Origin of the sequence: Desulfococcus sp., assembly GCF_041737845.1 — a bacterium.
In the GTDB taxonomy this organism is placed as follows: Bacteria; Desulfobacterota; Desulfobacteria; order Desulfobacterales; family Desulfococcaceae; genus Desulfococcus.
On record NZ_JBGSQX010000147.1, the window covers coordinates 102,362 to 129,321 of the forward strand.

General features: G+C 61.3%; 26 protein-coding genes. 12 read left to right on the top strand and 14 right to left on the bottom strand.

Annotated elements, in window-relative coordinates:
* Positions 1-99 precede the first annotated feature (99 nt).
* Positions 100-291 carry a hypothetical protein gene (locus ACEW8N_RS18325; protein ID WP_373501304.1) on the top strand — a complete coding sequence of 64 codons (192 nt, stop codon included), beginning with the start codon at positions 100-102 and terminating at the stop codon, positions 289-291.
* 25 nt (positions 292-316) lie between these two features.
* Here ACEW8N_RS18325 and ACEW8N_RS18330 read toward each other — a convergent pair whose 3' ends face one another.
* Both ACEW8N_RS18330 and ACEW8N_RS18335 read right to left on the bottom strand, forming a co-directional pair.
* Entirely contained in the window at positions 317-1,162 is an 846-nt protein-coding gene (locus ACEW8N_RS18330) for a ChaN family lipoprotein (protein WP_373501305.1), read from the bottom strand.
* Positions 1,159-3,279 (bottom strand): M1 family metallopeptidase, encoded by a 2,121-nt coding sequence (locus ACEW8N_RS18335; protein WP_373501306.1) that lies wholly within the window; start codon positions 3,277-3,279, stop codon positions 1,159-1,161. Before ACEW8N_RS18335 ends, ACEW8N_RS18330 begins: the two co-directional genes overlap by 4 nt.
* 388 nt (positions 3,280-3,667) lie before the next feature.
* On the opposite strand from ACEW8N_RS18335, the gene ACEW8N_RS18340 reads away from it, so the two are divergent.
* The 3 genes from ACEW8N_RS18340 to ACEW8N_RS18350 all read left to right on the top strand — a co-directional run bounded on the left by ACEW8N_RS18340 (position 3,668) and on the right by ACEW8N_RS18350 (position 7,129).
* A complete protein-coding gene (locus ACEW8N_RS18340) occupies positions 3,668-4,465 on the top strand; it encodes a glycyl-radical enzyme activating protein (protein ID WP_373501307.1) in 798 nt (265 codons plus the stop codon).
* Between the two features lie 4 nt (positions 4,466-4,469).
* Entirely contained in the window at positions 4,470-6,833 is a 2,364-nt protein-coding gene (hypD, locus tag ACEW8N_RS18345) for a trans-4-hydroxy-L-proline dehydratase (protein WP_373501308.1), read from the top strand.
* Between the two features lie 95 nt (positions 6,834-6,928).
* Positions 6,929-7,129 (top strand): FmdB family zinc ribbon protein, encoded by a 201-nt coding sequence (locus ACEW8N_RS18350; protein ID WP_373501309.1) that lies wholly within the window; start codon positions 6,929-6,931, stop codon positions 7,127-7,129.
* A gap of 131 nt (positions 7,130-7,260) precedes the next feature.
* Here the strand turns inward: ACEW8N_RS18350 and ACEW8N_RS18355 are convergent, their stop codons facing one another.
* Positions 7,261-7,542, bottom strand: coding sequence for a transcriptional regulator (locus tag ACEW8N_RS18355; RefSeq protein ID WP_373501310.1), 282 nt, complete (start codon positions 7,540-7,542; stop codon positions 7,261-7,263).
* Between the two features lie 246 nt (positions 7,543-7,788).
* On the opposite strand from ACEW8N_RS18355, the gene nudC reads away from it, so the two are divergent.
* From nudC to ACEW8N_RS18370, 3 genes are read left to right on the top strand one after another with little or no spacing between them, the layout of a single operon-like run.
* Positions 7,789-8,649: an NAD(+) diphosphatase gene (nudC, locus tag ACEW8N_RS18360; RefSeq protein WP_373501311.1), complete on the top strand. Its 861-nt coding sequence runs from the start codon at positions 7,789-7,791 to the stop codon at positions 8,647-8,649.
* Positions 8,650-8,701: 52 nt separating this feature from the next.
* The gene (locus ACEW8N_RS18365) at positions 8,702-8,989 is read left to right on the top strand and encodes an integration host factor subunit alpha (RefSeq protein ID WP_373501312.1); all 288 of its coding nucleotides are present in this window, start codon (positions 8,702-8,704) and stop codon (positions 8,987-8,989) included.
* The gene (locus ACEW8N_RS18370) at positions 8,986-9,708 is read left to right on the top strand and encodes a hypothetical protein (protein ID WP_373501313.1); all 723 of its coding nucleotides are present in this window, start codon (positions 8,986-8,988) and stop codon (positions 9,706-9,708) included. Before ACEW8N_RS18365 ends, ACEW8N_RS18370 begins: the two co-directional genes overlap by 4 nt.
* A 15-nt stretch (positions 9,709-9,723) precedes the next feature.
* Here the strand turns inward: ACEW8N_RS18370 and ACEW8N_RS18375 are convergent, their stop codons facing one another.
* Together ACEW8N_RS18375 and ACEW8N_RS18380 are read right to left on the bottom strand one after the other, a co-directional pair.
* Entirely contained in the window at positions 9,724-11,163 is a 1,440-nt protein-coding gene (locus ACEW8N_RS18375; RefSeq protein WP_373501314.1) for a sigma-54-dependent transcriptional regulator, read from the bottom strand.
* A gap of 55 nt (positions 11,164-11,218) precedes the next feature.
* Positions 11,219-12,703, bottom strand: coding sequence for a sensor histidine kinase (locus tag ACEW8N_RS18380; RefSeq protein WP_373501315.1), 1,485 nt, complete (start codon positions 12,701-12,703; stop codon positions 11,219-11,221).
* 383 nt (positions 12,704-13,086) lie between these two features.
* On the opposite strand from ACEW8N_RS18380, the gene ACEW8N_RS18385 reads away from it, so the two are divergent.
* Genes ACEW8N_RS18385 through ACEW8N_RS18400 form a run of 4 tightly spaced genes read left to right on the top strand, consistent with a single transcriptional unit; the run spans position 13,087 to position 16,121 of the window.
* Positions 13,087-13,470 carry a response regulator gene (locus tag ACEW8N_RS18385; protein WP_373501316.1) on the top strand — a complete coding sequence of 128 codons (384 nt, stop codon included), beginning with the start codon at positions 13,087-13,089 and terminating at the stop codon, positions 13,468-13,470.
* Between the two features lie 21 nt (positions 13,471-13,491).
* Entirely contained in the window at positions 13,492-15,213 is a 1,722-nt protein-coding gene (locus ACEW8N_RS18390) for an ATP-binding protein (RefSeq protein WP_373501317.1), read from the top strand.
* A gap of 51 nt (positions 15,214-15,264) precedes the next feature.
* Positions 15,265-15,696, top strand: a complete 432-nt coding sequence (locus tag ACEW8N_RS18395) for a response regulator (RefSeq protein WP_373501318.1) — start codon at positions 15,265-15,267, stop codon at positions 15,694-15,696.
* Positions 15,697-15,704: 8 nt separating this feature from the next.
* On the top strand, positions 15,705-16,121 hold the full coding sequence (locus ACEW8N_RS18400; protein WP_373501319.1) for a response regulator: 417 nt from the start codon (positions 15,705-15,707) through the stop codon (positions 16,119-16,121).
* A 65-nt stretch (positions 16,122-16,186) separates the two neighbouring features.
* Here ACEW8N_RS18400 and betA read toward each other — a convergent pair whose 3' ends face one another.
* The 9 genes from betA to ACEW8N_RS18445 all read right to left on the bottom strand — a co-directional run bounded on the left by betA (position 16,187) and on the right by ACEW8N_RS18445 (position 25,768).
* A complete protein-coding gene (betA, locus tag ACEW8N_RS18405) occupies positions 16,187-17,851 on the bottom strand; it encodes a choline dehydrogenase (RefSeq protein ID WP_373501320.1) in 1,665 nt (554 codons plus the stop codon).
* An 8-nt stretch (positions 17,852-17,859) separates the two neighbouring features.
* The gene (locus ACEW8N_RS18410) at positions 17,860-19,761 is read right to left on the bottom strand and encodes an aldehyde ferredoxin oxidoreductase family protein (protein ID WP_373501321.1); all 1,902 of its coding nucleotides are present in this window, start codon (positions 19,759-19,761) and stop codon (positions 17,860-17,862) included.
* On the bottom strand, positions 19,754-20,188 hold the full coding sequence (locus ACEW8N_RS18415; protein WP_373501322.1) for a 4Fe-4S dicluster domain-containing protein: 435 nt from the start codon (positions 20,186-20,188) through the stop codon (positions 19,754-19,756). Before ACEW8N_RS18415 ends, ACEW8N_RS18410 begins: the two co-directional genes overlap by 8 nt.
* A gap of 160 nt (positions 20,189-20,348) precedes the next feature.
* Positions 20,349-21,569 carry an ABC transporter substrate-binding protein gene (locus ACEW8N_RS18420; RefSeq protein ID WP_373501323.1) on the bottom strand — a complete coding sequence of 407 codons (1,221 nt, stop codon included), beginning with the start codon at positions 21,567-21,569 and terminating at the stop codon, positions 20,349-20,351.
* Between the two features lie 89 nt (positions 21,570-21,658).
* Positions 21,659-22,639 (bottom strand): branched-chain amino acid ABC transporter permease, encoded by a 981-nt coding sequence (locus ACEW8N_RS18425; RefSeq protein ID WP_373501324.1) that lies wholly within the window; start codon positions 22,637-22,639, stop codon positions 21,659-21,661.
* 3 nt (positions 22,640-22,642) lie between these two features.
* On the bottom strand, positions 22,643-23,518 hold the full coding sequence (locus ACEW8N_RS18430) for a branched-chain amino acid ABC transporter permease (protein WP_373501325.1): 876 nt from the start codon (positions 23,516-23,518) through the stop codon (positions 22,643-22,645).
* A 46-nt stretch (positions 23,519-23,564) separates the two neighbouring features.
* On the bottom strand, positions 23,565-24,269 hold the full coding sequence (locus ACEW8N_RS18435) for an ABC transporter ATP-binding protein (protein WP_373501326.1): 705 nt from the start codon (positions 24,267-24,269) through the stop codon (positions 23,565-23,567).
* Complete coding sequence (locus tag ACEW8N_RS18440; RefSeq protein ID WP_373501327.1) at positions 24,247-24,972, bottom strand: ABC transporter ATP-binding protein; 726 nt, start codon at positions 24,970-24,972, stop codon at positions 24,247-24,249. Before ACEW8N_RS18440 ends, ACEW8N_RS18435 begins: the two co-directional genes overlap by 23 nt.
* Before the next feature lie 76 nt (positions 24,973-25,048).
* Entirely contained in the window at positions 25,049-25,768 is a 720-nt protein-coding gene (locus tag ACEW8N_RS18445; protein ID WP_373501328.1) for a FadR/GntR family transcriptional regulator, read from the bottom strand.
* 469 nt (positions 25,769-26,237) lie between these two features.
* Here ACEW8N_RS18445 and ACEW8N_RS18450 point away from each other — a divergent pair.
* On the top strand, positions 26,238-26,960 hold a 723-nt coding region (locus tag ACEW8N_RS18450; protein WP_373501329.1), incomplete at its 3' end, for a lyase family protein.

The window sequence follows — 26,960 nt, forward strand, 5'->3', positions numbered from 1 at the left end:
AATATCGCATCAACCCCCTTTACCGGGACAAATTTCGGATTAAATTAGTATAAGATATCCAAGATGAGAGAAATGACGCTAAAACAAGGAGGTGCCCTCATGGATGGCTTAACGATCAACGTCAAGAACACGAACCTGGCGGTCATATCCAAGCTGCTGAACAGCGCCTGCGCCAAATACGAGTGCAGCGTCACCTATAATCCCGAGAACAATTCGGTCCACTTTTCAGGGGATGACAGCCTGAGGGCGATCGTCATCGAAGATACCATGAACCTTTTCAGGAACAATTGACACGGCTTTGCGCCATGGCCTGCCATCAGGGCGATCTGAAAAGGTAATCGGCATCGTCCCTGCCTTGGGGACCGGAAACCAGGCTTTCGGGAAGCTGCGGCAGCATGACGGTCAAAGGCAGGCTGCTTCGCTTTCGAATCTGCGCCGGGATGCCCATCTTCTGGGCATGCCCTTTTCCCGTCACGACGACCATGAGGGATTCGGGCCGGCTGAAGAGGTACTCCAGCGCATGTACAGCCATGGACTTGTCCCAGACGAGCTGGGCTTCGCAGAAATAGGTGAGATTAAGCCGGCCGTGACCATGGAGCCCAAAGGATTCCTTGATAAAATGCATGTACTTTTCATCCACATGGCAGGTGACCATGGGCAACGCTTCCTTTTGTCTGCCGTCAAGGGACTGGAAGCCGCTTCTGGCCACCTGACGTGTGATCCCCTTTGACACGTTGAGACCCACCACGGGAATCCTCTTCTCCCTCGCGTAGGTCAGGATCCCCCCATACAGCGGCCAGGGAAAGTTCCAGTTGTCGTCATAGACCGGCCGGAAGTCCTTGAGGGTTATCTCCCCTTCGACCCATCGGTCCAGATCCGCCTGGCTGTCCTTTCGAAACATCTCCATGCCGATGGCCACCTTCGTGCCCGATTCGTGGAGCGCCCGGATGATGCTCAGCTGGACCTCATGGTGCGCCTGCTGATCGTGGACCTCTCCGACGAAGAGGATCCGGTTCTTCTTCAACTCGGGGAGAAGGTCGGAAAGGGGCATCTCCCTGCCCGTTTCGATGTCCATGATGCGGGTTTCGGAAGCCGATACGATGCAGCCGCACAACAGGGCGGCGGCGAGCACCAGTCCGGCGAGGGAAGGGTTTCTTTTCATGGCTGCCTCCGGTAGGAGCGGGTTTCGATCTGGAATCGGTGAATCAGGGGGCTTTCGGTGACCGGCCATATGCCTTTCTGCCGGTTCTTTTCATCCTTGAAAGCCAGGTAGCTGTATTTGCCGTAGTGGGGGATCTTGCGGAGGACGGCCTCGGCCGGGCCGTCGGGGGCCGAGAACAGGGCGGCGACGCGACCCTCCGACACCGGGTGGGGGAAGACCATGAAGACGGCATGGTTTTCCAGAGAAAACGCCTCGGGGCCGAGGACAATGGTCTTGCCCTCGATGGCCGCCGCCCCGGGCACGCCCCGGAGCAGCCCGGGGTCCCGCGGGATGCCCATGAAAATGAGATCCCGGTTGCGCACGGCCTCCGGCGTCAGGCGGCCTTCCGCCACGACGTCGGCATTTTCCAGGCCCAGGGCCGCGATGAGCAGCCGGGCCCGGGCCGCTTCCTCCGGACGCCTCTCCGATACGACCGCCGTAACGGCGTCCGAGCCCCGGAGGCTGTTGACCGACGGGGGGATTTCCTCGGGATAGAGCCTCCGGAGGATGTCCGCATCGGGATCGACCATGACCGCCTCGGGGGTCCCGTCCTCACCGCGGGCTCCGGAACCGGCCGGAACCTCCACCGCGAACGCCGCTTTTTCCCCGTCCATGTCGACCATGACCCGGGTTTCTCCAGCCGGGGTGAGCACCGCGACCGGAACCCGGACCCGATACCACGGCGCCGCCTGACGCAGGGTTCCGGTGACGAGGCGGCCGCCGTTTTCCTCAGCCAATGTCACCCCTTCCAGAGAGAGCACTGCGGCTCCGGGCCGGTCCAGCCACTGATGGAAGAAGGGTTCCAGGGAGCGGCCGTGGACCTCTTCGAAAACTGTCCGGATCTCCGCCCACGAAACCGTCTGAAAGAGGTAGGTCCTGTAGAGGGTTCTGAGGGCGTTCCAGAACGCGTCGTCCCCGACCTCGCGGCGGAGCATGTGGAAGACCATGGCGCCCTTGTCGTAGCCGACGACCTTGGTCGGCGGGTCGGTGCGGCCGGTAAAGGCGCCGAGGGGAAAGTCGTTTTCGGGGCGGATGATGTCGGCGTAGTTGCGGAGGAGCTGGCGGCGGTACGCCCTGCCGTCCTCGGCGGAGATCCTCTCCTGGTAGAGATAATCCGAAACATAGCTGGTGAGGCCCTCGCTCCAGTTTCCGAGGGAGGCATCGACGCCCACGCCGTTGCCCCACCAGCAGTGGGCGATCTCGTGCCCGAGGCTGGTCTCCTTGATGAAGGGAAGGTGGAGCACCTGGGTGCCCAAGAGGGTGTAGGAGGGAAAGCCGTATCCGGTGGGAAAGAAATTTTCCACCACCGCGAACTTCTCAAAGGGGTAAGGCCCGAAAAGATCTTCATAGAGGCGGATGAATCGCTCGACGGCCGAAAGATAGTCCGCCGACAGATGGCGGCTCCCGGGGAAAAAATAGGTGGCAACGGTGATTTTCCCCACGGCGGCCTCCCTGACCTCGTAGGGTCCGGCCGAAAGGGCGATGGGCTCGGTGACGCGGCCGATCTCCCATGTCGAGAGGGTCAGGCCGTTTTCGGTCCGGATGCCCGCTGATCTGCCCGCGGTGACGGCGACCATGCCTTCGGGGGCTTCGACCTCGAGGCGAATGGCGGTGCCGGGGCCGTCGTCCACGGGATACCAGGCCGCGCCTCCCAGGAGAAACACCCCTGTCTCCGAGATGGTGCCGGTGACGCCGTAGCCGGGGTTGTCGGTGTTGACGGGCATGACCGGCGCAGGATCGTCGAAGACGCCGTCATAACGGACGGCCACGGTGATCTCGCCGCCTCCCTCCCCTGGCGGCGGGAAAAGCTCCAGGCGGCCCGACCGGTGGCGGTATTTTACAGCCCGGCCGTTGACCTGGACGCCTGCGACCCGTATTCTTTCAGAGAGATAGAAGGTGAGGTTCCGGTCGCCCGGCGAGGGGAGGGTGATCGTGTCGGCGCCCGAAAGCCGATGCTCGGAGGGGAAGATCCGGACGCGGAGGTCGTGGCGGATGGTCGGCGGCGTGTTTTCGGAGGCCGTCTTTTTGGCGTCGCACGAGAGGGCAGCAAGCCCGAGAGTCAATACCATAATGACCATCGCCATTCGCCGCACACAGTGTAAAGGATTCAGCATCATGAAGCTCCTCAGAAAATCCGGCATCGGTTTCAACGGTGAGTAATGATGGATTCGCAAAAAGTCGATTTTCAGACGGTTTTATAACAAGGTCGAGATCAAGGCTTGCGAATCCCGAGGAATGCGGCGTACGGATAGTACGCCGCAGTGACGAGGGATACGCGTAACGCAGATATCGGCCTTTTTGCGGAACCGTCAATAATGGTTGGAAGATAATCTAAAAACAAGGGATGTCAAATTAAGTTGAGGTGTTAAGGAGGGCCTGGATTGCGAATTGCCCGGGAATCATGGTATGCTCATGCTTCCTGCGGCGGCACGCGTGAAAACCGGAGCGCATTGGAACGGAGACCCGATGAAGGGGACGATCTTCAACATCAAAAAATACGCCATCCACGACGGACCGGGCATCCGGACCACGATTTTCCTGAAGGGGTGCCCCCTGTCCTGCCCGTGGTGCCACAACCCCGAGGGGCTGCGGCAAGGTCCGGAATTCCTTGGGAAGGACCTTTTGCGGAGCGGCGGGGGCCGCGTGGTGAAAACCGGGATCATCGGCCGCGAGGTGGATGTCGCTGCGGTGATGGGCGACATCGAAAAGGATCGGATTTTCTACGACGAATCCGGCGGCGGTGCGACGTTTTCCGGCGGGGAGCCCCTGTTTCAGGCGGCGTTTCTGCGGGCACTCCTTGCGGCCTGCCGGGAGCGGGAGATCCACACGGCCGTCGACACCTCGGGGTACGCGCCCCCGGAGGTCTTTTCGGAAATCCTGGCGGCGGCGGACCTCTTCCTGTATGATCTCAAGGTGATGGACCCGGCCCGGCATCTTGAACTCACGGGCGTCCCGAACCCATGGATACTCGAGAACCTGAAGGCCCTGGACGGAAGCGGCAAACCGGCCCTCCTCCGGTTTCCGGCCATCCCAGGGATGACCGATGCCCCGGACAACATCGCGGCCGTCGCGGCTTTTGTTCGGGATCTCAAGAGCATACGGGAGGTGTCCATCCTTCCCTATCACCGCACTGCGCAAGGGAAATACCGCAAACTCGGCGCCGCAGACAGGATGGGCGGAGCCGAGGCGCCCTCACCGGCCGTGATCGACCGCATCCGGGATGGGTTTGCATCATACGGCTTCACCGTCACCGTGGGAGGATAACGTCATGACCGAACGTATCAGTTGGTTGCGCCGAGAGAGCCTGGCCGCCCGGGAGCGCCTGTCCGGGGAGCGGGCCCTTCTCGTGACGGCGTTTTATCAATCCGGCATCGCCCAGAAGGCATCCGTCCCCATGCAGCGGGCCCTCAATTTCAACTATCTCATGGAGCACAAATCCCTGTGGCTGGGAGACGGAGAACTGATCGTGGGGGAGCGGGGGCCCGCGCCCAAGGCCACCCCGACCTATCCCGAGATCTGCCTCCACGGCGAGGCCGACCTCGAGATCATCCACTCCCGGGAGAAGGTCTCCTTTGCGGTGTCGGAGGAGACGAAGGCGGCCTACCGGGAGACGGTCATCCCTTTCTGGACAGGCAAATCGATTCGGGAGAAGATCTTCGAGGAGGTCCCGGACGACTGGGAGGCCGCCTACCGTGCGGGCGTTTTCACCGAATTCCAGGAGCAGCGGACGCCCGGCCACACGGTCCTGGGGGAAAAGCTCTTCCGGAAGGGGTTTCTCGATCTGAAGCAGGAGATCGCCCGGGCCATGTCCAGCCTCGATTATTACGGGGACCCCGGCGCGTTCGCCAGGAAGCAGCAGCTCGCGGCCATGGATGTCGCCGCAGACGGCATCATAGCCTATGCCAGCCGCTATGCGGCGCTGCTGGACGAGCGTGCGGCGAAGGAGGCGGATCCCGAACGCCGTGCGGAGCTCGCACAAATGGCCGGTATCTGCCGCCGGGTGCCGGCCGACTCGCCCCGGACCTTCTGGGAGGCGCTCCAGCATTACTGGTTTGTTCACCTGGGGGTCATCACGGAACTGAATCCGTGGGATGCCTTCAACCCCGGCCGGCTCGACCAGCACCTCTACCCATTCTTCCGGCGGGAGACGGCCGCGGGGACCCTGACCGGGGACCGGGCCCGGGAGCTGCTGCAGGCCTTCTGGATCAAGTTCAACAACCATCCCTCTCCGCCCAAGACCGGCGTCACCGCGAGGGAGAGCAACACCTACACGGATTTTGCCCTCATCAACCTGGGCGGGGTGAAGCGGGACGGGAGCGACGCCGTCAACGACCTGACCTACCTCATCCTGGACGTCATCCGGGAGATGCGGCTGCTCCAGCCGAGCGCCATGATCCAGCTCAGCAAGAAGAGCCCGGACCGGTTTCTGAAGCAGGCCCTGAGGATCGTCCGGACCGGCTACGGGCAGCCGTCCATCTTCAACACCGACAGCATCGTCCAGGAACTGGTCCGACAGGGAAAGGGGATCGAGGATGCCCGGGAAGGCGGCGCCAGCGGGTGCGTGGAGAGCGGCGCATTCGGCAGGGAAGCCTACTTCCTGACCGGCTATTTCAACATCCCCAAGATCCTGGAGCTGACCTTCCACAACGGCGTCGATCCGGCATCGGGGGAGATGATCGGCATCGAGACCGGGCCGCCTGCGGATTTTGCCGATTTCGAGGAGTTTTTCGAGGCCTTTTCACGGCAGCTCAGGCATTTCGTCGACATCAAGATCAAGGGGAACAATATCATCGAGCGGATTCACGCCGCCTGGATGCCGGTGCCCTTCCTGTCGCTCCTTATCGACGACTGCATCGAAAGGGGAAAAGACTACACCGACGGCGGCGCCCGGTACAACACCTCCTACATCCAGGGCGTGGGGCTGGGCACCATCACCGACGCCCTGGCGGCGGTCAAAACCCATGTGTTCGAGCAGAAGACCTTGGCCATGGCGGATCTCCTCCGGGCGTTGAAGGACGACTTCACGGGCCATGAGGCCCTGAGGGATGTGCTGCTGAACGAAACGCCCAAATTCGGAAACGACGACGACGAGGCCGATGACGTCATGCGCCGGGTTTTCGAACTTTACCACGGCGCGATCAACGGTCGCCCCAACACCCGGGGCGGCGTCCACCGCATCAACCTGCTGCCCACGACGGTCCATGTCTATTTCGGCGGGCGCATCGGGGCGCTGCCCGACGGCCGGAAGGCGGGCGCGCCGCTCTCCGAGGGCATTTCCCCCGTGCAGGGGGCGGACCGCCGGGGGCCCACGGCCGTGATCAAGTCCGCCGCCAAGATCGACCACCTCCGGACCGGGGGGACCCTTCTCAACCAGAAGTTTCTCCCCCAGGTGGTGGCAGACGATACCGGCATCGACAAGCTGGCCCACCTGGTCCGGGCCTATTTCAAGCTGGACGGGCACCATATCCAGTTCAATGTGGTGGACGCGGAAACCCTGAAGCGGGCCCGGGCGGCCCCCGACGATTACCGGGACCTCATCGTCCGGGTGGCGGGCTACAGCGATTATTTCGTCGACCTGACCCCGGAGCTGCAGGATGAGATCATCCGGCGGACGGCCCACGACGGGTTATGAGGTCACGGCCGCCGTCACGGTAAAAAAACTTGCCACGGGGCCGCCGATCTGCTACATGGACCCCTTCATGACCGCATCACGGGAGGAGTGTTGAAATGCCGTACTACGAGTTTGAATGCCCATCGTGTGGAAAGCTCGCCGAAGCCCTGGTGAAAATGGGCACTGAAGAGGTCCCCTGCCCCCAATGTGGCGGAAGCGCCAAGAAGATCATGTCCTGCTGTTCTTTTTCCCTCAAGGGCGGGGGATGGTACGCCGACGGCTACGGCTCGTCAAAGCCTTCGCTCCCCAAGAAATAGATTCCATTCGAGTCCCAAGGCATCCTTTGCGTCCACCCGGCCGACCCATCCTGAAACCCGGAAGCGGGCGCCCGGGACGCCGTTCTCCGGAACCCTGCGCTTCGATCTCGGGCGGCGATAACCAAAGCGCCCTAAGCGATCGAAAACCGGGGTGAACGGATCCGTTCGCTGCGGCACACAGGACATCGCCCCGGCTTTTCAAAGCGGGAGCGGTCCCTGAACGCGAACCCGCAGGCGATGCAGGCGGCCGGAACGACCGTGAGCCTCCGCTTCCGGGGCGCGAGGGTTTTGGCGATGTGGGGCAGATGCAGGTAGACCTCTTTTTCCTGAATCCTCAAGTGCTGGGACAGCTCATGGGCATCATATTCTCCGGTCAGCAGGAGATCGATCATTTGTTCGCGGATGGTCGGCATCTTTTTTCCTCTTCGGCCGGCGCCAAACGATGCGAGAAGCGCATCTTTGATCGCGGCGGGGTCGGCAGGCGGCGCTTTCCCCCCGGCCGCAGCAGGCCGTAGGGAACGGATCCGCCCATTGGATAACAAAATGAGCACCCGACCGCAACTTCTCTTTACAACCTATGGTAATTTGAGTATAAAACAATATCCTTCCATCACAATGAGACTTGCCCTGCCAGTCTCATCGTGTTTTTGGGGACATGCATGGGCGACATCTCCAATACGATGATTTTTGAGCCGTCACTATCCTTTGTCGCGGGAACCCTGTCGGAAGCAACGGCGCTCTGGTTCCTGTTTCGCCAGGACAGTCTTCTGGTGGAAGCGGGGGCGGACACCGCGCGGATACCCCAGTCGCCGACGCCGGCTTCGCTGGACCTGCATCTGTCCCGGATCCTGCGCCTGGGCGCCCTTTCCGGGGTGCCGTGCTATGCGGGTAATCTGGCGGATGACGCCCCCTTGCCGGACGGCATGGCGTTTGTGAACCTGCGCCAACTTTTCGGACGGTTTGACGAAGTCGTTTATGGTCTGGCGGGAACGGCGCTTCAGACGGTCCGGTGGGACCGCACCCATCGGTATTGCGGCCGGTGCGGCGCCGAAACCCGCCTCATGCCGACCGAACGCGCAGCGATCTGCACAACCTGCGGGGTGACCAACCATCCCCGCATCTCCCCCGCCGTCATCGTCGCGGTGATCCGGGAGGGGCGGATTCTGCTCGGGCGATCCGGACGCTATCCGGGTCAACGGCTTTTCAGCGTGCTGGCCGGGTATGTCGAGCTGGGAGAGACCCTGGAGGCCTGCGTCCACCGCGAGGTCATGGAGGAAGCCGGGATCCGCATCCAAAATCTGAAGTATTTCGGCAGCCAGCCATGGCCCTTCTCTGGGTCGCTCATGGTCGCCTTCACCGCGGAGTGGGCGTCGGGGGAGATATCGATCGATGGGGAGGAAGTCATGGAGGCGGGCTGGTTCGGGCCTCAGGAACTGCCGCTGGTGCCCGGTTGGGGAAGCGTCGCCGGCAGGCTGATCGACTGGTTTAAACATCACAACCCCCATGGAGATTTGACGTGATGGATTCCAATCTCGGGGTTCGTTGCCGTAACGGCGGAGGAATCAGAAACGAATGACTTTAACCAAGGCATCTATCATCGAGGAAGTCCAGAACCAGTTACGGTTCTCCAAAAAAGAGGCGACGGACCTCATTGAATCGCTGCTGGAGATCATGAAGCGGACCCTGACCGGCGGTGAAGACGTCCTCATCAGCGGTTTCGGGAAATTCTGCGTAAAAAGCAAAAAGGAACGCCGGGGCAGAAATCCCGCCACCGGAGACGACATGCTGCTGTCGCCCAGGCAGGTGGTCACCTTCAAGTGCTCGGGCAAACTGAGGGAAAGAATCAACGAGGGCTCATGAGCGGGCCTGCGGATCTGACGGCGGGGATGGAAGACCCCGCTCCCGAAAATGCGCGGCGGGTCGTGGAGGCCCTGATGACCGGGGCCGCCCTGAAGGCAAGGGATGTCGCGAAAGCCGTTTCAAGGGCCTCGGGCAGGGAGGTCACGGCGGCGGCCGCATCCGGAACCCTCGCCAGAATCAGCGATCCCTCCCGGAGCGATCTGGGCAATTTCATCCGGAAGCACAAGGCGGGCACCGCCTGGGTCTACGCCATGGCGCCGGCGGCCCTGGCCCTGACACCGGCCCAGGCCTATGACCTGACCCGCAAGACTGGCGCGGGCCGCTACACACTGGTTCAGGCGCTTCGGGAGCACCCCGCTCTCCGGAAGGAGATCGACCGGGCCGCTCGGCCGGAAACGCCCCAGCCGGTGTTTCGCATCCTTCGGCAGGCGGCCGAAGCCGGCCGGCCCTTCGGCGGCGTCGCCGTGAATCCCCGGATGGATCGCCCCCCGGCGGAGCATCCCATCGAGCTGTCCGTCCGCTGCTCCAGCCGGTATACCCTGTCCATCGCATCCTCCCTCAGGACCCTCGTGCTGCTGTGCATCGCAGCGATACTCACCGTGGCCGCCTGCGGCATGCTCGTATACGCCTTCCTGCTTCCGGCGTCGGTCCTGGCCGCGGCCGCGGCGGCCGGATGGCTGGGATGGCGGCGCTCCCGGAGGAATGCGGATTCCCCGTAGGCCCCCTTCGGCGCATCATTCGTTTTTGGCGATGGTTTCAAACCCGATGCCGAATTTTTCGATTTTCGAGTGGAGCGTGGGCCGGGAAACCCCCAGGAGCTTGGCGGCCAGGCTTCTGTTGCCGCTGGTCATGTTCAGGGCCTCCCTTACGATGAGACCCGCGAATTGATCCATGCAGGTTTCGAACAGGTTCTCCTTCCCTTTGGTCTGGAGGAGGGACCGGACATACCGCACCAGCATATCGTTCGCATCCCTGCGGTTTTCCGATTCCGCCTGCCCCTTCTCGTTAAGCGCCTGGCTGATCTCCTCGGCCGAAATCGGGGTGCCCCGGTTGAAAATCAATGTCTTTCGAATGATATTGGACAACTCACGGATATTTCCAGGCCAGTGATACGCCAGCAGGTTCTCCACCGCGGCCGGGGAGATGCCCGGGTTTTCCTTCCCTTCTTCACTTGAAAATTTCAGCAGGAAATAGTTGACGAGATCGGCGATGTCGTCCTTTCGATCGCGGAGGGGCGGCAGCCAGATGGTCACCACCTTGAGCCGGTAGTAGAGGTCTTCCCTGAACTGGGCGTCCGAGATCGCCGCCTCGAGGTTCCGGTTGGTTGCCGCGATGATCCGCACGTCGGTGGGAACGGTGTCCCGCCCCCCGAGCCGCTCGATGCTCTTTTCCTGAACCAGCCGCAGGATTTTGGATTGGAGGTTCAAGGGCATGTCGCCGATTTCATCCAGAAAAATGGTTCCGCCATGGGCCTGTTCGACCTTGCCGATGCGGCGGTGGGAGGCCCCTGTAAACGCGCCTTTTTCGTACCCGAACAACTCGCTTTCAAGCAGGGTTTCGGGGATGGCCACGCAGTTGATGGCGAGGAAAGGCTTGTCGCTGCGGTTGCTGTGGTGATAGAGGGCGCGGGCAACCAGCTCCTTGCCGGTGCCGGATTCCCCCCGGATGAAAACCGTTGCATCCGTGGCCGCGACCCTGCCGATGACTTTGTAAACCTCCTGCATGGCGGCGCTTCTGCCCACGATGGCGTCCTGCCCCGTATCATCCGGGGGCGCGTTCATCTTGACCCGGGACCTCATGAACCTGCCGGCCTCCAGCCCCTTCTGGATCGTTGACAGCATCGCCGGTATGTCGAACGGCTTCAGGATATAGTCGAAGGCGCCCATCTTGGTGGCCTCTATGGCGGTTTCGGTGGTGCCGTAGGCCGTCATGATGATCACGGGCAGCTTCGGCTCCCTCGCATGGATGGCCTGAAAGGTTTCCATGCCGCTCATTCCCGGCAGCCGCACGTCAATGATCGCGAGGTCGGGCAGGGCGTCTTCGATGATGCGAAGGCCCGCCTCCCCGGACGCCGCGCTGGTAACGCTGTAGTTCTCCTCAGTCAGCAGTCGGACGAAACTGGCGCGCAGCTGGTCGTCGTCGTCAATGATCAGAATGGTGCTTGTGTGGGTCATGAATCTCCTTTGAATGGGGCCGCAAACGCCTTCGGGCATCGGGGCATGTCGATGGTCACGCCTCGGCGGGCGGCGGCTTCACGGGGAGCGTGATGATAAACGTGGCCCCCTGGCCTTCGACCGATTCAACATCCAGCAAGCCGTTGTGTTCTTCCACGATTTTCATGGCGATGCTGAGCCCCAGGCCCGTCCCTTCCTCCTTGGACGTGAAAAACGGTTCGAATATCTTGATTTTCATGGACTCCGAGATTCCGGGGCCGGTGTCGCTCAGGCGGATGACCGCTGTGCGGTTTCCGTTGCCGTCATTTCCGAGATCCTCGCGGATGATGATTTTTCCCGAGGTCCGCATGGCTTCGCAGGCGTTGATGATGAGATTGACCAGGACCTCCTTCATCTGCTCGGAATCGGCCGCGACCTCCGGCAATTTCCGTTTCCGCTCCACCTCCACCTGGACCCCGTAGGATCTCAACCGATGCTCCAGCAGCTTCACCGCATTGTCGACGACGTTGGAGGGGCTCACGGGCTGCATGTTGAGGCGCGGCGGCCTCGAAAATTCAAGAAAGTTCTGGACGATTGTGTCGATATGCCGAATTTCTTCGGAGATGACATTGAAGTCATCCTGCTGGATCGCCGTCAGGACCAGGGACCGGGAGAGGGAAAAAAGCCGCATCTTTACGGATGTCAGGGGGTTGCGGATGCTGTGGGCCGTGCCGGCGGCGAGCTTGCCCAGCATCACCATTTTTTCCGACGCCATCAGGTGCTTCCGGCTTTTCTGCAATTCGATATGGGTTTCGCCCGCATCTTTAATCAGCCCCCGCACGCTGCGGCTCAAGGCGGAAATCTCATTCTCCTCGATCGGTTTCACCCCCTCCTGGATCTCGGTCTCGCGCGTGAGCGCGCGGACCGGTTTGAACACCTGCTCCACCAGGACAAAGGCGAGGAGGGTGGACAGAAGAAAAGAGAAGAGAATGCCGACGGAGGCCGCCGCCCGGATCGCCCTGGCCTGAAACTGGGAATTTTTTTCCGCGGCGAGCATCTGCTTCAGATACAGGTTTTTGTATTCCTCGCACAGGCTCAGGATCTTGAAAAAATGCCGGCGCGTTTTCTGGTGAAGCCGGCCGCCGACCTCTTTTTCACCCCGCTGGTAATGTCCGACAATGATATCCTTGGTATCGACATAGGTCTGGTATTCCGTCGCGATCTCATCCAGGGCCTTTTCCTGAGCCGGAGTGGAGGCGATCTGACGGCTTTTATCGAGGTATCTCCTGAAAATCTGGCGGTATTCGCCCAACTGCCGGAGCCAGTCCGGATTGCCGTCGATGTAATAGTAGGTGACAAATCCCTTCTGGTTGACCAGGGCCGCCTCCATCTCCACCACGACCCGGAAGGCGGTGACGTCGCTGTTGATGACTTCAGACAGCAGACGCTCGATCCGAAAGGTGTTCCAGACGGTTACGACGCCGCCCATGGCGGCCATCATCACCAGTCCCGCCAGGATCAGGTAAATCCGGGATCGAAGGTTGAAGGGTCGAAACCGCATGATTTGGAATCTCCTGTCATCATTTGTCGCAATGGCCGGCAGCGGCGCACCCGGCAGGACCCGCCTCCCGCGCGGGACATGCGCAGCGCCATGAAAAACATACCACATTCAAAAACGAGATCGGAGAATTATTTTAGGGGTCTCCCGTCGGCGAAAATCCCCTAAAACGGCGTTATTGCGAAGGACTTCGCGCCGCCTTCCCCGGAGCCACGGCTTTACACACTGTTAAAAAAGTTGACATCCAGACTGCCGATGCACTTTTTTTATTGATTTCAATTGATTTTTTACCTATTATATTAAACAAATATATTTGCTGGGGATTGACGTACATCTGGCATCGGCCTTGCTTTTCTCCGGGTGAAACCCTACCCATGAGGATGCCGGTGAAAAAGAAAATCGTCAATCTGCTCATCGCCGATCGAAACGCACACATACGTGAATTCCTGAAACGCGAGATGACGCTCGAAGGCTATACCGTCTATCTTGCGGACAACGGCGATGCGGTCATGAAAAGAATTCATACCGGAGAAGGGATTGACCTTTTGATCATCGACCCTGAAATTCCCCGCTGCGAAGAACTCGCCCTGATGAAGAGGCTGGGAAGCCTCATCCCCCCGCTGCCCATCATCCTGCACATATCCCCCACCAGCGTCGACTGGCTGTGTGACCTGCCCAACGGTGCGGCCGTGGTTGAAAAGGGAGGCAACAGCATCGAGGCGCTGAAGCGGGCGGTCAAGAAAGTCGAGTTTGAGCGCACCGGAATCTAGGGCGCGAGGATGGCACCAATCATGTCTGAAAAACGGGTGGATGGGTCATACTATCAGCACCTGACCCGGCGCATCATGCTGGTTCTCATCGGGGTGTCCATCATCCCCCTGGCCCTGATCAGTTTCTTTCTGCTGCGTCAATTCCAGCAATCCTACCAGGAGCGGCTATACGCTCACCTGGGGGAACTGGTGCTGAAGCACGAACAGAATATCGACGCTTTCCTGGCAGAGAAACTGAGCGATATCCGGTTTCTCGCCGGATCCTTTCCTTTTGAGAAATTTCAAGACGAACGTTTTCTGGAAAACAGGCTGGCCCTGCTTCAACGGGAATACGGCACCGTTTTCGAAGATCTCGGCGTGGTGGACGAATACGGCCGCCAGCTTTCCTATGCCGGCCCGTATGAACTGGAAAGCGCCGATTATGCCGGGGCCGATTGGTTCAGGAAGGCCATCGCCAGTCGTCATTATGTCAGCGACGTGTTCCTGGGACTGCGGGCAAAACCCCATTTTATTGTCTCGGTCAGGCACCAGTCGCCGGAAGGGTATTGGATCCTGAGATCCACCATCTCCTTTCTCTCGTTCAATTCCCTGGTCGAGAACCTCCGCATGGGCCGAACCGGGATGGCCTTCATCCTCAACAAGGACGGACAGTTTCAGACCCGGCCGCCCGCCGGGAGCAACGGCGGCGACCAGCGCCGTCTGTACGAGCTGATCAAGGGCGGCAAGCGGTATGCCAATGAGATTCATATCGTCGAGAGAAAAGACCCGGAAACCGGCAGCATAAGCGTCCTCGTCGGCGCTTTCCTCAAGGGAGAGGACTGGCTTTTGGTCTACCAGCAGGACAAGGCGGATGCCCTCTCGAATCACATCAAGGCCCAGCGGGTCGCCATCATCATTCTATGCATCGCGGGGCTCTGCGTTCTTCTGACCGTGATGCTCCTGTCAAGGGTCATCGTCAATCGCTTCGTCGACCTGGACCGGGAAAAGGAGTTGATGAACCAGCAGATCATCGAGACCGGAAAACTGGCATCCGTCGGCGAGCTGGCTTCCGGCATTGCGCATGAGATCAACAATCCCGTCGCCATCATGATGGAGGAGGCCGGATGGATAGAAGACCTGCTTGCGGAAGAAAACCTCGATCACCTCAAGAATGCCGTCGAGATCCAGAGATCCTTGAAGCAGATTCACGACCAGGGCGTCCGGTGCAAGGAGATCACCCACAAGCTGTTGAGCTTCGCACGCAAATCCGATTCCCGAGCTCACGAACTCCAGTTGAACGAGCTGATTGAGGAGGTGGTCGCCCTCTCAGAGAAACAGGCCCGATACGATAATGTTCTGATCGAGACGAGCCTTCAGGAAGACCTTCCCACTGTTCACGTTTCGAGCACGGAAATCCAGCAGATCCTGCTCAATTTGATCAACAACGCGATCTACGCGATCCATAAAAAGGGGATAAACGGGAAGATCGAGATCAAGACGTCCCTCAAGGGAGGCAACATCGTCATCGACATCGCCGACAACGGCTGCGGCATCCCCGCGGCCAACATGAGCCGGATTTTCGACCCGTTTTTCACCACCAAGCCGGTGGGAAAGGGGAGCGGACTCGGGTTGTCGATCTGCTACGGCATCGTGAAGAAGATGGGCGGCGACATCGATGTGAAGAGCGCCGTGGACGAGGGCACGAAGTTTTGCATACGGCTGCCGGCCTTCGACAAGAAACCGCCGGACACTCCGGCGGAATAATCAGATGAAAACCGGGGGGAACGCCTCGAACCCCTCAAGGAGGAATGAATCATGGCCATAGCGAAAGTGCTCCTGGTGGACGATGAAGTCCCTTTCGTCGAAACGATGACAAAGCGCCTGGGAAAAAGAAATCTGGAGATCGTCACCGCGTTCAGCGGCCAGGAAGCGTTGGATCAGCTAGCCCGGCAGCCTTCCATCGAGGTGGTGATCCTCGACGTCAAGATGCCGGGCATGGACGGGATCGAGACGCTCAGGCGGATCAAGGGCGAATTCCCGCTGGTGGAGGTCGTTATGCTCACCGGCCATGCCACCATCGAAACGGGGATTGAAGGCATGAAGCTGGGGGCGTTCGACTATCTGATGAAGCCTTGCGAGATGGATGTGCTGCTCCGCAAGGTGGAGGAGGCCGCCTCCAAAAAGACGGCCCATGAGGAAAAAATCCTCGAAGCCCGGATGAAAGAAATCATCGGGCGCCGCGCTTAGAGGGCAACATGAAAGAGAAAAAGGGCGGCCATGACGCGGATTCGGAGAAAGAACCCATTCGGGTCCTTCTGGTGGATGATGAAAAGGAATATCTGCATGTCCTTTCCAACCGCCTCGGGAAGCGCGGGCTGTCCGTCGTCAAGGCGTCCAGCGGCCAGGAGGGGATCCAGGCCCTGCGCAAACAGGATTTCGATGTCGCGGTTCTGGACCTGAAGCTGGAAGACATGGACGGTATCGAGGTGCTGAAAGTCTTCAAGCGAATGGATCCGAATCTGGCGGTGGTGATGCTGACCGGACACGGCTCCGCGGAAGCCGCCCGGGACGGAATCGCCCTTGGCGCCGTTGGCTACCTGTCAAAACCCTGCGAACTCCAGGAACTCCTGAGCAAAATCAAAGAGGCATACCGGGGTCGAACGACGGGTTGAAACCGGGGCGGCGGGGGGATGACCCGCCGTCGACGAGACGGCGGATGCGGTCTACCCGCGCGGGTTCACGCGTTCCCTCCATCAGGCTGATGCCGGTAAAACGGAACGTTCTCCGGCGCGCAGGGGGTATTTCCCAGGATGAGGTCCGCCGCTTTTTCGGCGATCATCATCACCGGCGCATAGATGTTGCCGTTGGTAACGTAGGGCATCACCGAGGCATCCACCACCCGGAGGTTTGTAAGCCCGTGGACCTTCAGGGACCCCGGGTCGACCACGGCCATTTTGTCGACGCCCATCTTGCAGGTGCACGAGGGGTGGAGGGCCGTCTCGCCGTCTCTCGCCACCCAGTCAAGGATCTCCTCGTCCGTCGAAACCCCGGGGCCGGGGGAGATCTCTCCGCCGTTATACTCCTCAAAAGCCGGCTGTCTCATGATGCGCCGGGCGCAGCGGATGGCCTCGACCCATTCGCGGCGGTCCTGCTCGGTGGAGAGGTAGTTGAAAAGCAGGCTGGGGTAGACTCTGGGGTCTCGGGAGGTGATCTTGAGGGAACCCCGGGCGTCGGAGTACATGGGGCCCACGTGCACCTGGTAGCCGTGCCCTTTCGACGGCTGCGATCCGTCATACCGGATGGCCACCGGCAGAAAGTGGAACTGAATGTTGGGATAGGCTACTTCCTCGTTGCTGCGGATGAACCCGCCCGCCTCGAAATGGTTGGTGGCGGCGGCGCCCTTGCGGTGGAAGAGCCACTGGTAGCCGATGAACGGCTTGTTCCACCACCTGAGGGCCGGCGCCATGGAGACCGGCTTCTTGCAGGCGTACTGGACGTAGACCTCCAGGTGGTCCTGCAGGTTCTCGCCCACGCCGGGAAGATCCGCCACCACCGGGATGCCCAGGCGGCCGAGATCGCGGGCGTTGCCCACGCCCGAGAGTTGAAGGAGCTGGGGGGAGTTGATCGAACCGCCGCAGCAGATCACTTCGTTGCCGTAGACCTTTGTCGCGGCGCCCTTTCCCTTGACGAATTCCACCCCGACGGCCCGTTTTCCCTGAAACAGGATGCCGGTGGCGAGCGCCCGGCAGACGACCTTGAGGTTGGGTCGCCCCTTGACCGGGTGCAGGTAGGCCCGGGCGGCGCTCAGGCGGCGTCCGCGGTAGATGTTCCGGTCAAAGGCCCCGAACCCCTCCTGCCGGTAGCCGTTGACGTCGTCGGTCAGGGGATATCCGGCCTGCACGGCCGATTTCAGGAAGGCGGAAAAGAGGGGGTTTTTGCACGGGCCCGTCTCCAGGTAGAGGGGGCCGGTCGACCCGTGGTAGGCGTCCGCGCCGATGAGCCGGGTCTCGGCCCGCTTGAAGTAGGGGAGGCATTGGGCGTAATCCCAGTTTTCCATCCCTTCGTCTGCGGCCCATCGCTCGTAATCCATGGCATTGCCGCGGATGTAGATCATGCCGTTGATGCTGGAGGATCCGCCCAGGACCTTGCCCCGGCCGTGAAAGATGCGGCGGTTTTTCATGTGCGGCTCGGGTTCGCTCTCGTAGCACCAGTCATAGAGCTTGTTGCCGAGGGGGATGGTGAGGCCCGCGGGCATGTGGATGAAGATGTCCCAGATATAATCGGGGCGGCCGGCCTCCAGCATTAGCACCTTATGCTCGGGATGGGTGCTCAGGCGGTTGGCCAGAGCGCAGCCGGCGGAGCCGCCGCCGACGATGATATAGTCGTAGTGTGTTGTCGCCATTTTTTTCCTCATTCAATCCCAATGCCGTTGGGAGATGCGAGCCGGTTTCCCCTGCCGGCGGTGATGTCGAATTGGTTTTTCTGGGTGAGCCCGAGGCGGAAGAGGGTTTCCGCGGTCGGCTTCCCGTCCGCGTCCCAGCCGCGCTTCCGGTAATAATCGGCCCGCATGAACGCCATGTCCTCCTCGCTGATGCGCCGCCCTTTGTGGGGTCCGCCGGGCAGGGGCTCCTCCACGATCCGCCGGGGCAGGCGGTCATCCCCGGCCGTCAGACCCGCCCGGAGGTTGAACAGCCGGATCTGGTTCCAGATCCGCTCGCCCAGCTCGCTGAAGAAATCCGGCCCTACCCGTCGCCCCGTGGCGGCGTTCAGCATCCGGACATAGCTTTCCGGACGCACGCCGAAGGCCCCGAAATCGCACTTCACCAGGGCGTCGGTTCCCGCCAGGTAATCCTGTTCCCCCTTCAGGATCTCGGCCTTTTGTTCCAGCGTATACGTCTCTACTGTCTTGCCCCGGTATTCCCGGCCGCCCACCTCGTAGGCGACCATGAAGCCGCGCTGGTGGCACCCGCCGCGGTCGGCCGTCATGTAGGCGAGCCCCATGCCCGGGGTGCCTCTCGGCGCCCATCCGGGGACCTCGAGGCCCTTGACGTGCAGGGCGTAGGCTTCGGTGCCCCGGCCCAGGGTTTTCGATGCCCGGCGGACGCCCTGGCCCAGGAGCCTTCCCAGCTCATTCTCCTGGAGGGCGATGGACCGGATCAGGTATTCGGCGCCGGCGACGCTGCCAAAGGCGAAAGCGACGCCGGCAGGCGGCGTGATGACCCCGTTTGCGGCAGCCTCGAAGGCGAACCCGATGACGCCGCCCGCGGACATGCTGTCCAGGCCGTAGCGGTCGCAGAGCTTCACCAGATGGGCCACGGCCCGGACATCGTGGATGTCCAGGTTGCTGCCCATGAGGGCGGCGGATTCGTATTCCACGATATCCGTCACCATGTGGGCGTATCTGCCGGTCCGGACCGCGCCCATCTGGCTGCAGCGGATGGGGCAGCCGAAGCAGGCGGCTTTGCCCAGAAAGAGGTATTTTTTCTGGCCTTCATCGCCCAGACGGTCGGCCTTGTCGAAAACCTGCTCAACAAAGTTGCGGTGGGGCAGAAGACCCACGGCGTTGGACCAGGGAACCGCGTTGCTGGTGCCGCTGTCCGTGAGGGCGTCGCAGGTGGGGCTGGCCGCGATATCCGCCGTTGAAATGCGGCATGCCTCCCGGAACGCCTCCCGGTCGTGGACGCCTACCATGCGGGACCCCTTGACGGCGACGGCCTTGAGGTTTTTCGACCCCATCACCGCACCGGCGCCGCCGCGGCCTGCCTGGCGGTTGAATTCGCAGCTGATGAGGGCGAATTTGACCTGGTTTTCCCCGGCCTGGCCGATGGTGACGACCTTGGCGTCGGGGTCGGCCACGTCGGCCTTGATCCGTTCGTTGGCGGCAAGAGCGTCGAGGCCCCAGATCCCCTCGGCCGAGCGGAATTCGATCCGGTCGTCCTGAATCCAGAGATAGACCGGGTCGGCCGACCGACCCAGGATGATCAGGCCGTCGTATCCGGCATACTTGATTTCCGGGCCGAAATGTCCGCCGAAAAACGAATCGAGGTAGATCCCCGTGAGGGGCGACTGGGTCACCACGCAGGCGCGCATGCTGGGGGCCGCCGTCGCGGTCAGGGGCCCGGTCATGAACATGAGCACGTTCTCCGGGCCCAGCGGATCGGCGCCGGCAGGGACCAGGTCGCAAAGCAGCCTGGCGCCGAAGCCCTTGCCGCCCACGAAATCGTTTTTCAGCCACTGGGGCACCGGCACTGTCCAGGCGCTTCGGCGGCCCAGGTCCGCCACGAGGAATTGTCCCATGTAAGCGTCAGTCATGGTTCACCTCCATCCGTGAAATCAATTCCAGTGCCCCCGTCGGGCAGGCGGCGACGCAGCGGGGGGCGCCGCCGCAGAGGTCGCACTTGACGGACTTTTTGAACTCCGGGTCGACCCCCACCACATGGATGGGGCAGTAGCGGTTGCAGAGGTTGCAGCCGACGCATACCGCCCGGTCGACGACCATCGCGCCGGTGGTCTCGTCCCTCCGGATCGCCTGCACCGGGCAGACATTCGCGCAGTAGGGGTTGGCGCACTGGTTGCAGACCACGGGGAAATGATAGAGATTCTCCTGCTCGTGCCGGATCCGGAGCAGGGATCGGTGGGGGTTGTAGCCCCCCAGCAGGCGCTCGCTGCAGGCCAGCTGGCAGAGGGAGCAGCCCGTGCAGAGATCGAAATTGGTTTTGATGAACACCCTTGTTGTCATGGTGAAAGGTCGCTTTATGTTGCGTTTTTGGGTCGTCGGGCGTCAAGGCATCGGCCTTGATGCCCGACGTGTGATTTTGCGCAGGGGCAATCCCCCCCGGGGTTGCCCCGGAAACGGACAATTCGCAGGGGCCTGCCCCTGCGGGTTTTGGATAAAATCGTTATTTTATCCAGCGCGGGGGGATGAATTTAAAATTTTTATAGGGCTGGGTCGGGGGGTCGGTGAAGATGGTCACCAGCTCTCCGTTCTGGACCTGGTAGTGGCCGATGGGCACGTCCCCGCCGGCGCGCATCACGTTGTCCGCATCCCACTTCCACCACCCGGTTTCGCCCTTGTAGCCGTTGTCCTGAATATATTTGATGACCTCGGCGTGCTTGGTTTCGTCGCCCACGGCCGCAACGGCCGAGGCCCAGGCTTTGACGCCGCTGTACGCGGCCCAGGAGCCGGCCTGGGGATTGTGTTTGTAGAGGGAGGTGAACTTGTCCACCCATGCCTGGGCCTCGGGGGTCGGGGCCTCGGGGGTCGGCATGGCCGTGGGCACCTCGCCGATGATGCCGTCGGCTTCCTTGCCCATGGTCTCCACGACCTCCCGGGGAACGATGCTGTAGCCATAGCTCAGGATGCTCCGGGTCGGGGCCTTCATGAACTGGCGGAAAAAGGTGATGACCTCCTGGGCGCTTACGATCTCCACATGGATCACGGCGGGCTGGGCCTTGCGGATCTGGGTGAGGATGGGGCCCCATTCACGGGTGCCGTAGGGGACGACCTCGTGCATGGCCACCTCCCAGCCTTTCTCCTTGAAGTTTTTGGCCAGGGTGTCGCCCACCTCGGTGCCCCAGGCGTCGTCGGCGGTGATGATGACCGCTTTCTTGTTGGGATATTCGTAGGGCAGGGCCATGATGACGCGAAACATGCTCTCGGCCTGGTTGATGCCCGTATCGGTCAACTGAAAGATGTTCTTGTACATCTCGGGATCGGTTCTGAAGACGTCCACGGCGGCCTGGGAGCCGTCGTCGCAGAAGAACGGCACGTCATACTTGCCGTAGGCGCGGACGTCCTGGCCCCATCCCGCCCATCCGGCATGGACGGAGTGGACCTTCTCCTTGCCGCAGAGATAATCCGCGCCCTGCATGACCCGCTCGGGGGAGAAATCCTGGGTGTCGAACCGGACCGGTTCGAGGACCTTTCCCAGCAGGCCCCCGCCGGCGTTGATCTCGTCGATGGCCATCTTGATGCCCTTCCAGTAGTTGTCGCCGGTGTCGGTGTAGGGTCCGGTCATGGCCAGGGGGACCCCGACCTTGATGGTTTCTGCGGACAGCACGGCGGGGCCGGCGATCAGGCCGCATGCAAGCGTCAAAGCGATGATGAGGCGTTTTTGCATCTTTTTCTTCCTCCTTTTCGGGTTATAAAACGGTTGGGTTCAGAGAACTCCCGGCTTCCGGCCGCAAGGGCGCTGAAGCAAAAGGGGCGTCAATACCGCGTCACCCGGGCTTCGGCGGCATTCTCTGCGAAAATTTTCCGGATCAGGCCGACGACGCCGTCGGGCAGGATCAGCACCAGCGCGACGACCAGTGCCCCCAGCATCAGCGGCCGGTAGGGTCCCAGGGGGGACAGCATCTCGTTGAGGGTCACCGTGATGAAGGCCCCCAGGATGGCCCCCGGATATTCACCGATGCCGCCGATCACCAGCATGATCATGAGGGTGACGAAAAGGTCGATGCCCAGCATCCGGGTGGAGAGCATCCCGACGTAGTGGCCGTAAAAGCCGCCGATCATGCCCGTGAGAAAGGATGTCAGGGCGAAGACCATGAGCTTGTACTTGAAGGCGGAGACGCCCAGGCTTGCGGCGAAATCCTCGGAGTCCTTCAGGGCGAGAAACGCCGTCCCCCAGTAGGATTTGATCACGATCAGGATGATCACCGTGCAGAGGATCGACAGGATCAGGGTCAGGTAGAAGAAGGGGACGGGCGCGGCGGAGCTGAAGGTGATCCCGAAGAGCTGGATGGGCGGGATGGTCAGAATCCCGCGGGACCCCCCGGTGCCGATAAACCTCCCCATGTCGCTCTTGAGGAAGGGCTCCAGAATCATGTGGACGGCAAAGGTGACCAGGGCGATATAGGCCCCCTTCAGCCGCAGGCACGGCAGCCCGACCAGGACGCCGATCGCCGCGGTGATGCCGCCGGCCAGGATCATGGCCAGTATGGGCGGAATCTGCAGCTTGGACGCCAGGATGGCGGACCCGTAAGCCCCCATGACGAAAAACGCCACCTGGCCGAAGGAGAAGATGCCCGCAAACCCCATGATGAGGTCCCAGCAGGCGGCAACCACCGCCCAGATGAGGCACATGATCAGGATGTGCATGATGAAGCGCACGTCGCCCACAAACACGGGCATGATGCCCACGATACCATAAATGACGGCCATGATGACGGTCATGCGTTGCCAGCTCATTGATCAACCCCACTTGCCGAGTAGTCCCTGGGGCCGCACCGCCAGGATGATTAACAGCACGCCGAACATTGCAAACAGCACCCAGGTCATGCCGAATATCCAGCCCACGAAGGCTTCCAGCATGCCCAGGATAAAGGCCGCGTAAAGGCTGCCCCGGATGGACCCCATCCCCCCGAACGCGGTGATGACCCATGATTTCACCAGGATGTCCCATCCGCCGGTGGGCGAGACAAAGTATTTCTGGCTGAGGAGGATGCCGCCGATGCCCACCATCACGGTGGAGATGGCGAAGGTGGCGCCGAAGATCATGTCCTTGGGGATGCCCACGATCTGAGCGCCGGCCGGGTTCTGGGCGACGGCCCGGACGGCCATTCCGATCCGCGTGTTGTTGAGGATCCACCGGAAACAGACGATGCCGCCGATGGAGAGAACGAAGATGACCAGGTCCTGGTAGGACACGACGACGTCCCCCAGGATCATGGCCCCCTCGACCATGGCCGGCAGGGATTTCATGCGGGCCCCGAAACCCACCGCGTAGGCATTGTCGAGGAGAAGGGCCAGGCCCAGGGTGATCATCATGACCTTGACCTCCCAGTCCGACCGTTTCCTCAGCGGCGCAACGATGGCCCGTTCCACCCCGTATCCGATGGCCAGGAGCACCGGGACGGCGATGACGAGAATCGAAAGGTATCCCCCCGCGACCCCCAGGGGAACGATGAGCACCCAGGCAAGGTAGCCCCCCATGCTGAAAAAAGATCCATAGGCGAAGTTGAAGGCCTTGGACACGCCGTACACGAGCGTCAGGCCGACGGCCATCAGCGCATAGACCGATCCGTTGGTCAGGCCGCTGATGATGACATCGATGAGTTCAATTAGCATCTTGATTGGCTCCGGCGGGTTGAAGGAATGTCGTTGGTCGGCGCCGCTACATTCCCAGGAAGATCTCTTTCAAGCGGTCGTTGCCGAGGGCTTCGTTCCTGTCTCCCTGGAAGGTGATCCGCCCCTCCTCCAGGACGAAGACCTTGTCGGCCACCTGGGTGATCTGCGGGATGTTCTGCTCGACCAGGAGAATGGTTTTGCCCTGCCGGTTGACCTCCCGGATGATGTTGAACACCTCCAGCCGGAGATTGGGCTGGAGCCCCAGGGACGGTTCGTCGACGCAGAGAAAATCGGCGTTGGACATCAGGCCCCTGGCGATGGCGAGCATCCGGGCCTCGCCGCCGCTCATGGTGGATGCGAGCTGCTTTTTGCGTTCCGCAAGCCGTGGAAAGAGGCCGAACACCTTGTCGAGGTTCTCTTTTTCATGCTGCCGGGCATTTTTGGAGTAGGCCCCCAGCTTGAGATTCTCCATGACCGTCATCTGGGGGAACAGCTCGCGATTTTCGGCGATGTAAATCACCCCCCGATTGACCAGTTTTTCTGCGGGAAGGCCGGTGATCTCGCGGCCCAGATACTCGATCCTGCCCGCCACCTTTTCCGCAAGACCGCAGATGGCCTTGAGCAGGGTGCTCTTGCCGTGCCCGTTCGGGCCCAGCATGACCGCGACCTCTCCCTTTTTCACCTCGAGGGAGATGTCCTTCAGGACGTGAAACTGGCCGTAGTAGGCGTCAAGACGGGATACCGTCAGCATATGCTTCCCCCAAATAGGATTCGATCACCCTGGGATCGCTGGTGACTTCCCTTGGATCCCCGCAGCAGAGCTTCGTCCCGGTTTGAATGATGAGGAGCGTCCCGGTCAACTCGGTGAGCACCTTCATGAAATGCTCGATGATGATGATGGTGACCCCCAGATCGGTGTTGATGGCCTGGATCAGGTGCATCAGGCTTTTGATCTCCGATGTGTTGGAGCCGGCCATGGGCTCGTCGAGCATCAGGAGTTTGGGGCGCGTGGCCAGGGCCGCCCCGATCATCAGCTTTTTTTTCCCCAGGAGGTTGAGCTGGCCGGTCGTCTCGCGCCGCACCGCTTCGAGGCCCATGAAATCGATGATCCTGTCCACGTAGTTGCGGTCGAAGCCGCCCGGGTCGCCGAACCGGCTGCCCACGCCGACGCTTTTTTCAACCGTCAGGCTCGGAAAGGTCCGGGGGATCTGGAAGGTGCGTGAAATGCCCAACTGCGCGATCCGGTGGGTCGGCATCCCGCTGATGTTTCTGCCTTCGAACTCGATGGCGCCGTCGAACGGGAAAAATCCGGTGATGAGGTTGTAGACGGTGGATTTCCCGGCCCCGTTGGGTCCGGCGATGCCGAAAATCTGACCTTTTTCGACATCGAAGCTGAGGTCGTTGACGGCGACGAGTTCACCGAACTTCTTGGTTACGTGGATGGCCTTCAGCATCGCGGCATCTCCGGAGCGGCGGCACGGAATGGGCGGGAAGGGGATGCCGGCGCTGGTGTTGGGGGAATGGCGGGTGTCATTGCGGTTTGAGTTCGCTTTCCTGGATGCACCGGTTGAGCATGACATAATGATGACCGATGAACGAGAGCGCCTTCATCGGCTCGCGCCGGGAGATGGCGACGGCCGTTTCGTACCAGTTCCGGATGGTGATCTCCCGGTAGTAGCTGTCTTCATAAAGGATGTGGTCGTAGGAGCCGAAACCGATCTGGATCGTCCGCATGATCCATTCGAACATCTGGTTCCGGGTCATCTTCACCAGGCGCAGGTTCAGTTCCCGGTCGACCGCGATGATGCGGGCCATATCCGGGGCATCCGAAAGGCCGGCCCGTTCGAGTTCGCCCACGAGGTCCAGGAGCGCCTGGGCCTCCCCGTCTTTTCCGCGGGAGATGGCCAGGATGGTGACGGTGCGGTCCATGGATTCGCGGAACTCGATGAGGTTTTCGATGGCGATCTTCTGCTGCTGGATCAGGAGGGCCAGGCCTTCGCTTGCCTCGGAGGCCTCCACCTCCTTGACGTAGGTGCCGCCCTTTCCGCCGCGCCGGGTTTCGATGAGGCCTTTCTGCTTCAGTTCCCGAAGGGCCTCGCGGATGACGCCCCGCCCGGTTTGAAAAAGGTTCTGGAGATCGCGTTCGCTGGGAAGCTTTTCGCCCGGTTTGAATTCATTGTTCAAAATGGCGGCTTCGATTTGAAGGGCGATGTTGTCGGTAATTTCTTTTCCATCGACCGGGTTGAACATGACTGGCTCGCTTTTGGGGGGCGACGGCAGGGCCGCCCCCGGGATACATGCCGGACCGGCGTTTCAAGCCTTTCCACAGACATCCGAAGACTCCGCGCGTCCCCCTGGGGAAAAACCGCCGGCGCCATGCTGAAATATCTATGATGGTAGGACCATGGAGCTTAATTAACTTGATGAATTTCATTTGTCAATTATTTTTTTTCAGATCCTGATGTCGAATGTGACGTCCTGTTTTTAATCGCAAAAAGTCTATAATCAATTGAATATCGGCATTTTTTGGAGACCTTCCGGCCGGCACGCATCTGTTGAGGGCGGGATGCGACGGGTGCCGGTGGTCGCACCACACCATAAACCGCACCGGCCCATGCCGCACATTGACGACGGGGCGGGGGTGACTATTTTTAGCCCCTTAGGGTTTTGCATCTTTTTGAATATATTTCCCATCAATCAAAGCGCCAAGGAGGTTGCCATGGACTGGAGAACCGAGACGGATTCCATGGGTCCCATCGAGGTGCCGGCGGACCGGTACTGGGGGGCCCAGACCCAGCGCTCCCTTGAAAATTTTCCCATCGGGGACGAACGGATGCCGCGCGAGGTGATTCGCGCCTTTGGCATCCTGAAAAAGGCCTGCGCCCAGGCCAACATGGCCCTGGGGGTTCTGGATCCCGAAGTCGGCCGGCACATTGCCGCGGCGGCGGAGGAGATCGCCCGGGGGGACCTGGACGATCATTTCCCCCTGGTGGTATGGCAGACCGGCAGCGGCACCCAGACCAACATGAACGCCAACGAGGTCATCGCCAACCGGGCCAGTGAAATGGCCGGCGGCCGTCGCGGGGACAAGCGCCCGGTGCACCCCAACGACCATGTCAACCTGTCCCAGTCCTCCAACGACACCTTTCCCGCGGTGATGCACATCGCCGCAGTGGAAGCCGTCACGCACCGGCTCATTCCGGCCCTGTCCCACCTCCGCCAGGCCCTGGACGAGAAGGTCCGGGCCTTCCGGGATATCATCAAAATCGGCCGGACCCACCTTCAGGATGCGACACCCCTGACCCTGGGCCAGGAGTTTTCCGGATATGCCCGCCAGATCGAACTGGGGATCGAGCGGGCCCGGGGGTGCCTCGATCGCCTCTACCCCCTGGCCATCGGCGGCACGGCCGTGGGAACCGGCCTGAACGCGCCGCCGGGCTTC